Below are 9,831 nucleotides of genomic sequence, written 5' to 3' on the forward strand. Positions count from 1 at the left end.
GTCGCACCTTACTCAGGTGCGTGGATTGAAATGAAATTTTACAGACAAGGGGCACAGGTAGTATGGGTCGCACCTTACTCAGGTGCGTGGATTGAAATTACCGCAATATCATCTATTGCCGCATCCCAACGAGTGTCGCACCTTACTCAGGTGCGTGGATTGAAATATATCAGCAGCAACCACCGCAACAGCAGATTGATCGTCGCACCTTACTCAGGTGCGTGGATTGAAATCACCACAACCGTTTTGGTTTGACGTCATCGTCTTGTCGCACCTTACTCAGGTGCGTGGATTGAAATATATAGAAGAGGTGATGAAGTGCGCTTAGACCGAGTCGCACCTTACTCAGGTGCGTGGATTGAAATACGGTAAACCGCACCAGCGCCGTATCCAGGCCATAGTCGCACCTTACTCAGGTGCGTGGATTGAAATACTTGATCTTCAAGGCCTCCCTTAACGGTGCCATGTCGCACCTTACTCAGGTGCGTGGATTGAAATATCCATGACCATCATTAACCCCTCCTATTTCTCTCTAGTCGCACCTTACTCAGGTGCGTGGATTGAAATTGTATGGTCTTCGCTGAATTGATGCCATGAACTTGTCGCACCTTACTCAGGTGCGTGGATTGAAATGCATACCGGCCTGCATCATTAGGCATTGGCTTTCCCGGTCGCACCTTACTCAGGTGCGTGGATTGAAATCGGTAAATCCGGCGTCATTTCGAGTTCATATCGCGGTCGCACCTTACTCAGGTGCGTGGATTGAAATCTGATCGATCCGACGAGCTGCTTCTCCGTCAATTGCGTCGCACCTTACTCAGGTGCGTGGATTGAAATATACTGGACTGCATCGCGGCAAGCTGTGCTTGCAGTCGCACCTTACTCAGGTGCGTGGATTGAAATATATCGAAATAATCAGACATAACGAGCTGTATGGTCGCACCTTACTCAGGTGCGTGGATTGAAATACGTACAAAGCCAACGCTCATGCTGCTGTCCGCATCGTCGCACCTTACTCAGGTGCGTGGATTGAAATTGCGTCTCGACGGATACACCGTCTATTGTTACCTGTCGCACCTTACTCAGGTGCGTGGATTGAAATTAGAAAGTAAAGGAATATCAAAGCGAGAACTAGTCGCACCTTACTCAGGTGCGTGGATTGAAATTTCGGATTTCTTCGGTTTGCTATGCGACTCATTGTCGCACCTTACTCAGGTGCGTGGATTGAAATCGTAATCAAACGCGGAACTATTTACTGCGAGGAAGTCGCACCTTACTCAGGTGCGAGGATTGAAATAGTGACCATGAGCCGACACAGCAGGCCGTAGAAGTCGCACCTTACTCAGGTGCGTGGATTGAAATGGATATGAATACCGCTCACAGGAACTGGATGCCTGTCGCACCTTACCCAGGTGCGTGGATTGAATCGTTCACACCCTATAATTGAAGTATCACGCCAAGAACGAACTAAAGCATTGATCTCTCAACCGGATCAGTGCTTTTTTGTTGTTCAATAGTTAGCTGCAATAATTATCGAAATAACGTGAAAAGATGGAAAATTTGTAGAAGAAGAGGAAGGAAGTGGGGGTGGGTCTAGAGAATTATATTATATATCTTTAGGACTATGTTTGAGATGGGGGAATGGAGTTGCATTATATTGCCCATATCCGAGAATCAGATCAACAAATTCAAACGGTAGAACAGCATTTACTTGAAGTGAAGTCGCTTGCTGAGCAGTATGGTTCAGTCATTGGTGTGCAGCATATTACGGGGTTAGCAGGGATGCTTCATGATATGGGGAAGTTCACGGACAAATTCAGGAGTTACATCTTACAAGCCGTACAAAACCCCGATGCTCCTCCAAGAAAAGGTAGCGTTGATCACTCAACCGCCGGGGGACGCCTTTTATATCATTTATTCCATACCAAGGAGAAAGGTCTTCTTGCCGAAATCGTTGGCAATGCTATTATATCGCATCATTCTTATCTTCACGATTACATTAGTCCTGATCTTGAGTTGAAGTATTTGTATCGTGTCCGAGATAAGCAGGACATTGATGAATTCGACAAAAGCGTCCAGTTGTTCTTTGAAAGTGTCATGAACGAGCGGAATTTCTATGATTATGTGGATCGTGCAGTAGAGGAATTACATCGTTTTCGGCAGATCAGTTCCACGTTAAATAGCGAAGTTAAGATGATGTTTTTGTCTAAATACGTATTTAGCGCTCTAATTGATGCGGACCGAACCAATACGCGGGAGTTCGAAGAAAACAGGAAGTTACTCCCAGATCCTATTGAACCGTCGAATTTGTTTGCTAAATATTATCAGAAGTTAATGACTGAACTTGAACGCTACAAGCAACATCCGAATGCAGAAATGCCAATCCCTGTTCTCCGCAGACATATGTCGGAACAATGCGATCGGTTTGCCGAGCAGCCATCTGGAATCTATACGTTGTCCATCCCAACGGGGGGTGGCAAAACATTGGCTAGCCTTCGATATGCTTTAAAACATGCCCTAAATACTAACAAGAGAAGGATTATCTATATCCTGCCATTCACTACAATTATCGAACAGAATGCCGCCGAAGTTCGGAGGATTCTCCAGGATGGAGAACATATTCTGGAACATCATTCGAATGTTGTGGAAGAACTTGAGGATGACGATGAGTATAATGACGGGATCATGAATGTCCAGCAAAAACTGAAGTTGGTCAAAGACAATTGGGACGTCCCGATTATTTTCACTACGCTGGTTCAATTTCTTGAAGTGTTTTTCGCAAAGGGCAGCAAAAGCGCACGAAGCTACATAATCTAAGCCAGTCTATTCTTATTTTTGATGAAGTGCAGAAGGTGCCGACCCCCTGTATCTCATTATTTAATGAAGCCCTGAATTTTTTGAGTGCATATGGCGGTTCAAGCATTTTATTATGTACGGCTACTCAACCTGCGCTGGATTTTGTAAAGCATAAGTTGAATATCGCCCCAGATGGGGAGATCATACAAGACTTGGATCATGTGACAGAGGCTTTTAAACGAGTACAATTAGTTGACCTTGCTTCTAATGAATCATCGACCAATCAAACCATATTGGATCTAACCCAGCAGCTACTTCAAGAAAAAAACAGCATCCTGATCATACTTAACACCAAATCAGTGGTGCGAAATCTTTATTCAGAGATGAAGGCAGCCAACACTGATGGTGAAATTACTTTGTATCATTTAAGCACATCCATGTGCGCTGCACACCGCAAGGTAAAATTGGCATCTATGAGGGAAGATCTGCAAGCGGGCAAAAAGGTGATATGTATCAGCACGGCGTTAATCGAGGCTGGTGTGGATGTGAGCTTTGAATGCGTGATCCGTTCTTTAGCGGGATTAGATTCGATCGCACAAGCAGCCGGCCGATGCAATCGGCACGGGGAACACGATTTGCAGCAGGTTTATATCGTTGATCATACAGAAGAGAATCTGAAGCATCTCACGGAAGTCAATCGAGGGAAGAGAATTACGCGAAAAATCCTGATTGATCTCAGAAATCAGCCAGAGTTATACGGAGGAAGTCCGCTCTCCATATCCGCCATGAAAAGGTACTTTCAGGAGTTTTACTCCGAATCTGAATCAGAGTTAGACTATAGAATTCCCAAGCTTGGAATCTCAATGACCTCGCTTCTGTTTGCGAGTCCTCGTTACAATAAATATCTTGAAGAATACCAGAATCAAAATAAGGCAAGACCTCCTCAATTTCTGATGAACAGCTATCGTACTGCAGCTGAGCATTTTCGAGTGATTGATAGTCCGGCCAAGACGGTTCTGGTTCCTTATGAGGATGGTAAAGAGATTATTGCAGAGCTTAACGGTGCGGGAAGAATTGAAGATCTAACGAAGTTGATGCGAAGAGCCCAAGCCTATACTGTCAACCTTTTTGAACATGAACTGAGAAGATTGGATCGAAGCGGGGGCCTCGAATCCTGTTTGGATGGCAAGGTTTTGGTGCTCAAGGATGGGGCTTATAACGACGAGTTTGGTATGGATGTCGAGAACGAAAGTTGGTCGGGTGAGCTTTTGTACTAGAGTGAGTCTTGTTTTCTACACTGAAAGGAGGTGAAACTATGAGAAATTCGGTAGAGTTTCGGGTTTATGGCGACTATGCACTGTTTACTGATCCACTTACGAAGATAGGTGGAGAGAAACTGAGCTATCAGGTACCGACATACCAAGCGATTAAAGGAATCGTGGAAAGCTGTTATTGGAAGCCCACTCTCATCATGTATGTCGATCGCATTCGAGTGATGAAGCCGATCCGCATGGAATCCAAAGGGGTTCGCCCGATTGAATATGGTGGGGGTAACACATTGGCGAACTATACATATCTCAAAGATGTGGAATATCGGGTATCCGCTCATTTTGAATTCAACATGAATCGCCCTGATCTGGCCTACGATCGCAACGAATTTAAGCATCATAATATCTTTAAACGCAGCGTTCAAGCGGGCGGTCGTCGCGATATTTTCCTGGGAACGCGAGAATGTCAAGCATACGTAGAGCCGTGCGAATTGGATGACGGAGAAAGTTTCTACGATAACTATGGTGAGATCCATCTGGGCACTATGGTCCATGGATTGAACTATCCCGATGAGACCGGGAGGAATCAATTGGAGGTTCGGTTGTGGAATCCAGTCATGAGGAATGGGATTATCGAATTCCCTAGACCAGAAGATTGCAACCAGGTTCGCGTGATATCAGACATGATGCCAAAATCGTTTGATTCCTCTAATGTCGAATCAGCAGATCAATTATGGGCCAGTATCGGAGGGGAGGAACAAGCATGAGCTGGCTGTTAAATTTGTACGAGACTTATGAGTCGAATCTAGACAGGGTCGGTGAACCGGAGTTCAAGAATGATCGGGAGTTCACTCTGCTGCCTGTCTCGCACACGACGCAGAACGCGCATATCGAAGTACTAGTTACGGAAGACGGAGAGTTTCATTCGGCTGAAGTCATTGTGGATAAAAAAGAATCAAGTACGTTAATTCCTTCTACTGAAAAATCATCAAGTCGTGCAGGATCCGTTATTGCCCCATATCCTCTACATGACAAATTGATCTATGTGGCGGGAGACTTTGTGAGTTATGGCGGTAAGGTAAAGGGAGCAGAGCCATTCGAGACTTATATTCAGGAGCTCCAAAATTGGGCTGAATCAAAATATGCAGTCCCTAAAGTTAAGAGCATATACCATTATTTAAGCAAAAGAACTTTAATTCGAGACCTTGTCGCGTTCAAGAATACCTTAGCTGTCGATAGAGAGCAGAAACTGATCGAAAAATGGGATTCCGTCTATGAAGAGTTATTTCCAGTAAGACCCGCGATCTTCGGTGCCGTAGCAGGCGATCAATCCAGTGCCTTCATTCGATTCACGGTTCATTCACCAGACCGTATCTTAACAAAAGTATGGAAAGATGCTGAAATGTACTCATCCTTCCTTCAATATTATCAGGAGCGGTTAGGAGACGAAGATGTTTGCTATGTGACAGGAAGATTACAACCAAGCACAGAACGTCACGCTAACAAAATCCGTAACGCTGCCGATAAAGCAAAATTAATATCTGCCAATGATACGTCCGGTTTTACTTTCAGAGGGCGGTTCATCGACAGTAAAGATGCTGCAAATATTAGTTATGAAGTATCCCAAAAAGCACATAATGCGCTGAAATGGCTGATTAACCTTCAAGCCAAGATCATCGATGAGCGGGTCTTTCTTGTATGGGGAAATGATGCTTTGTTTGTACCTGAACCGACCGAAGATACGTTCAGCCTGGATCCTGAAGAGATTCCAGCAGTGGTAATCAAGTCCGATTTGAAAGAAGGGGTAGCAAGCGAATTAGCTAAATCCTTAGACGGATACCGGAATAAATTACAGTCGCTTTCGGCAAACATCGAGTCACGGGTAAACATTATTGTATTGGACTCGGCAACGACAGGTCGAATGGCGGTCCTCTATTATCGGAACATGGATAAGGAGATTTACTTCAACAAGCTACTCCAATGGCATACTTCATGCGCATGGCTTCACCGATATCGCAAGAACGATCAAGGACAATTCATTCCCTTTTACGGAGCGCCGGCCACTCGGGATATTGCCTTCGCAGCATATGGACCAAGAGCTGACGATAGACTCGTGAAAGGATTAATGGAACGAATGCTTCCTTGCATTATAGATGGTGTAAGAGTTCCGAAGGATATTATCAATAGTGTTTTTCAACGCGCCTCGAATCCTGTCTCTATGGAAATCTGGGAATGGGAGAAGACGTTAAGTATTGCTTGTGCGCTAATTAATAAGGATTTAATGGATCGACAGGAGGGATTCGAATTGGCATTGGAACTGGATAATGACGATCGGAGTTATTTGTTCGGACGGATGCTTGCCGTGGCAGATGTGCTTGAAAGAAGAGCGTTAGGTGATGAAAAACGCGCAACCAATGCTATTCGCTATATGAATGCTTTTGCGAAGCACCCTGAACGAACTTGGCAAGTGATCCAAGCCGCGATGCAGCCATATCAGGCTCGACTGGGCAAGAGCGCCACGTATTGGACGAGGATCATTGATGAAATTGGTCATCAATTCAAATCAGAAGATTTTAATAATAAAGCACTGTCTGGCAAATATCTTCTAGGTTACTATAGCCAACGTCACGCGCTATATCAGAAGAAGGATGCGCCGGAAGATGTAACGACGGAAGAAACCATCGATAATTAAGGAGTGATATCATGAGCATCTTGGATAAAAAAATTGATTTCGCCGTAATCTTGTCTGTAAACAACGCTAACCCTAATGGAGATCCGTTGAATGGAAACCGTCCAAGACAAAACTATGACGGTTATGGCGAGATTTCCGATGTAGCGATTAAACGAAAGATTCGAAATCGATTGCAGGATATGGGCGAATCTATTTTCGTGCAGTCCAATGATCGGAAGGCTGATGAGTTTGGCAGTTTGCGTGAACGCGCAGATGGCAATTCGGAACTTCGTCAACTTATGAAATCCAAATCCATCTCCAGCGAGCAATTTGCGAGTATTGCTTGTCAGGAATGGATCGATGTACGTGGTTTTGGTCAGGTGTTTGCCTTCAAAGGGACTGGTGGCGGCGTATCGGTTGGCGTTAGAGGCCCCGTTTCCATTCATACGGCTCGCAGTGTTGACCCAATCGATATTAGCAGCATGCAAATTACGAAGAGTGTCAATTCGGAACCAGGCAAAGAGCGGGGATCTGATACCATGGGCATGAAGCATCGGGTTGATTTTGGACTATATGTATTCTATGGCAGCATTAATACACAACTTGCTGAGAAGACCGGATTTACGAATGAAGACGCCGAGAAGATTAAAGAAAGTTTGATCTCTTTGTTTGAGAATGACCTGTCTTCTGCGAGACCAGAGGGCAGCATGGAAGTTCATCAGGTGTACTGGTGGAAGCATCATTCCAAACTTGGTCAATATTCTTCTGCGAAAGTGCATCGATCCTTACAAGTTAGACCAAAAGCGGAAGAACCGAAATCTTTTGATGATTATGCCATTGAGCTATACGAGTTAGATGGATTAAAGGCTGAAGTATTGGATGGACGCTAATTCTGAAGAAGATTATCTAATGCTGTCCGGTATTCAACATTTTGATTTTTGTAAGCGGCAGTGGGCATTGATTCACATTGAACAGCAATGGGCTGAAAATGTCAAAACGGTAGAAGGTCAACATCTTCACACGAAAGCAGATCAGCTTTACTCGCGAAAAACGCGGGGATAAGCTAATCGTTCGTGGGATGCCTGTGAAGTCCCAGGAACTTAAAATTTCCGGGATATGTGATGTAGTCGAGTTTATTCGGAATGACCAAGGTATATCTCTACATGGTGCAGAAGGTACATATCTACCTTATCCAGTCGAGTATAAGAGAGGTAAACCAAAGATTAGCGAAGCTGACATATTACAATTGACAGCTCAGGCGTTGTGTCTTGAAGAGATGCTGCTCTGTCGCATCGAGTATGGATATTTGTTTTACAATGAAATAAAGCATAGGACAGAAGTTCAACTAACAGAGCAAATAAAGGATAGAGTGAAACATGTGGTTGGTGAAATGTACGATTATTACGAACGAAGGCATACACCAAAGGTCAAAACCGGTTCCTATTGTCAAAGTTGTTCCCTGCAATCACTTTGTTTGCCACAGATTCTAACAAGCGTACCGTACGCAGTTATGTGGAAGGGAAAATTTGGGAATGAAGAAATTGTTGAATACGCTGTTCGTTACGCAGCCAGACGTATACCTTTCGCTAGATGGAGATAATGTGGTCCTACTTAAAGAGCAGGAGAAATTGGGAAGGCTCCCATTACACAATCTGGAGTCGATCGTAGCTTTTGGTTACACGGGCGCGAGTCCTGCATTGATGGGATATTGTGCGGAACGAAATATTTCAATTACGTTCATGAGTATGACGGGTAGATTTTTGGCTAGGGTCATAGGAGAGAGCAAAGGAAATGTCGTGCTGCGAAAAAAACAAAGCATACTATCAAATGATCCTGAATTATCAGCCAACATTGCCCGAAATTTTATTGTAGGCAAGATATACAACCATAAGTGGATGCTTGAACGGATGACGCGGGATTATCCGCTTCGAATTGATGTCGAACGTTTTAAGGCTGCCTCACAGCATCTTTCCGCCATCATGCTAATGATCCGAGATTGCGAAGATTTGGAACGGCTTCGTGGGCTGGAAGGGCAAGCGGCGCTCACTTACAATCAACTGTTTGACCATATGATTTTACAGCAAAAAGAGGATTTTTATTTCAAAACTCGTTCCCGCAGACCACCTCTGGATAATGTAAATGCGATGCTTTCCCTTGCTTATACTTTGCTTGCTAATGATGTAACTGCGGCATTAGAAGGTGTAGGATTGGATGCATATATCGGCTTCTTGCATCGAGATCGCCCGGGAAGAGCATCATTGGCGCTTGACGTTATGGAAGAACTGCGTGGAATTTATGCCGATCGTTTTGTGATTTCGTTAATTAACAAGAAGGTGATGACCAAGGAGGACTTTCTTCAAAAAGAAAACGGAGCCGTTCTTCTAACCGTGGACGGTCGGAAAAAATTCTTGTCTGCCTGGCAGAGTAAAAAGCAAGAAAAGATAACCCATCCTTATCTAGGTGAGAAGATTTCATGGGGATTGGTACCTCACGTTCAGTCTTTGTTATTGGCCCGGCACTTGCGTAACGATCTGGATGAATACCCGCCATTTCTGTGGAAGTAGGTGAATATAAATGCTGGTTGTCATTACCTATGATGTCAGTACACTGAGTAGTGAAGGACAGCGCAGATTAAGACAAATATCGAAAATATGCCAAGATTATGGCCAACGCGTCCAGCATTCTGTATTTGAATGCATTGTGGACGCAACAGAGTACACAGTCCTTAAGCGAAAACTAATCGATACGATGGATAAGGAAGAGGATAGCCTCCGTTTTTATCAAATCGGCAATAATTACAAGAATAAGGTGGAGCATATCGGTATTAAGAAGTCATTGGACATGGAAGGCTTACTGATTCTATAGTTGGTGCGAATGTGAAGTGAACATGATTTCTCTGGGGGATTCGCACCAGGAAAATTACAGATAAAGTAAATGAAGAGAGGGGAATTTCCCCAAAAGCATTAATTTCTTAACGTTATTTTGATTTACATCCGATTTTCTGATGCGTTTTGATTAAAAATCGGAGTCGCACCCTGTATGGGTGCGTGGATTGAAATTACCTCACATGGTTATCGTCACAAAAGAAACCGTGTC

Annotated in this window: 5 protein-coding genes, 2 pseudogenes and 1 CRISPR repeat array; all 7 genes and pseudogenes read left to right on the forward strand. The window is 44.1% G+C overall.

Annotated elements, in window-relative coordinates:
• A CRISPR array of direct repeats spans positions 1-1,428; the repeat unit is 32 nt; unit sequence GTCGCACCTTACTCAGGTGCGTGGATTGAAAT.
• A gap of 219 nt (positions 1,429-1,647) precedes the next feature.
• The 7 genes and pseudogenes from cas3 (at position 1,648) to cas2 (ending at position 9,600) form a co-directional block, all read left to right on the forward strand.
• A pseudogene (gene cas3, locus JCM10914_RS27770) lies at positions 1,648-4,073 on the forward strand (CRISPR-associated helicase Cas3').
• A 38-nt stretch (positions 4,074-4,111) separates the two neighbouring features.
• Entirely contained in the window at positions 4,112-4,831 is a 720-nt protein-coding gene (gene cas5c, locus JCM10914_RS27775; RefSeq protein WP_023967437.1) for a type I-C CRISPR-associated protein Cas5c, read from the forward strand.
• A complete protein-coding gene (gene cas8c, locus JCM10914_RS27780) occupies positions 4,828-6,756 on the forward strand; it encodes a type I-C CRISPR-associated protein Cas8c/Csd1 (RefSeq protein WP_023967439.1) in 1,929 nt (642 codons plus the stop codon). The genes cas5c and cas8c overlap by 4 nt, the downstream gene beginning before the upstream one ends.
• Before the next feature lie 11 nt (positions 6,757-6,767).
• The gene (cas7c, locus tag JCM10914_RS27785; RefSeq protein ID WP_023967440.1) at positions 6,768-7,625 is read left to right on the forward strand and encodes a type I-C CRISPR-associated protein Cas7/Csd2; all 858 of its coding nucleotides are present in this window, start codon (positions 6,768-6,770) and stop codon (positions 7,623-7,625) included.
• Positions 7,615-8,271 (forward strand): annotated as a pseudogene (gene cas4 / locus JCM10914_RS27790) (CRISPR-associated protein Cas4). Before cas7c ends, cas4 begins: the two are co-directional and overlap by 11 nt.
• Positions 8,268-9,299, forward strand: a complete 1,032-nt coding sequence (gene cas1c, locus JCM10914_RS27795) for a type I-C CRISPR-associated endonuclease Cas1c (protein ID WP_023967444.1) — start codon at positions 8,268-8,270, stop codon at positions 9,297-9,299. The pseudogene cas4 and the gene cas1c overlap by 4 nt, the downstream one beginning before the upstream one ends.
• A gap of 10 nt (positions 9,300-9,309) precedes the next feature.
• Positions 9,310-9,600, forward strand: a complete 291-nt coding sequence (cas2, locus tag JCM10914_RS27800) for a CRISPR-associated endonuclease Cas2 (RefSeq protein WP_023967446.1) — start codon at positions 9,310-9,312, stop codon at positions 9,598-9,600.
• Positions 9,601-9,831 lie beyond the last annotated feature (231 nt).

Source organism: Paenibacillus sp. JCM 10914 (assembly GCF_001315105.1).
Taxonomy (GTDB): Bacteria; Bacillota; Bacilli; order Paenibacillales; family Paenibacillaceae; genus Paenibacillus_AQ.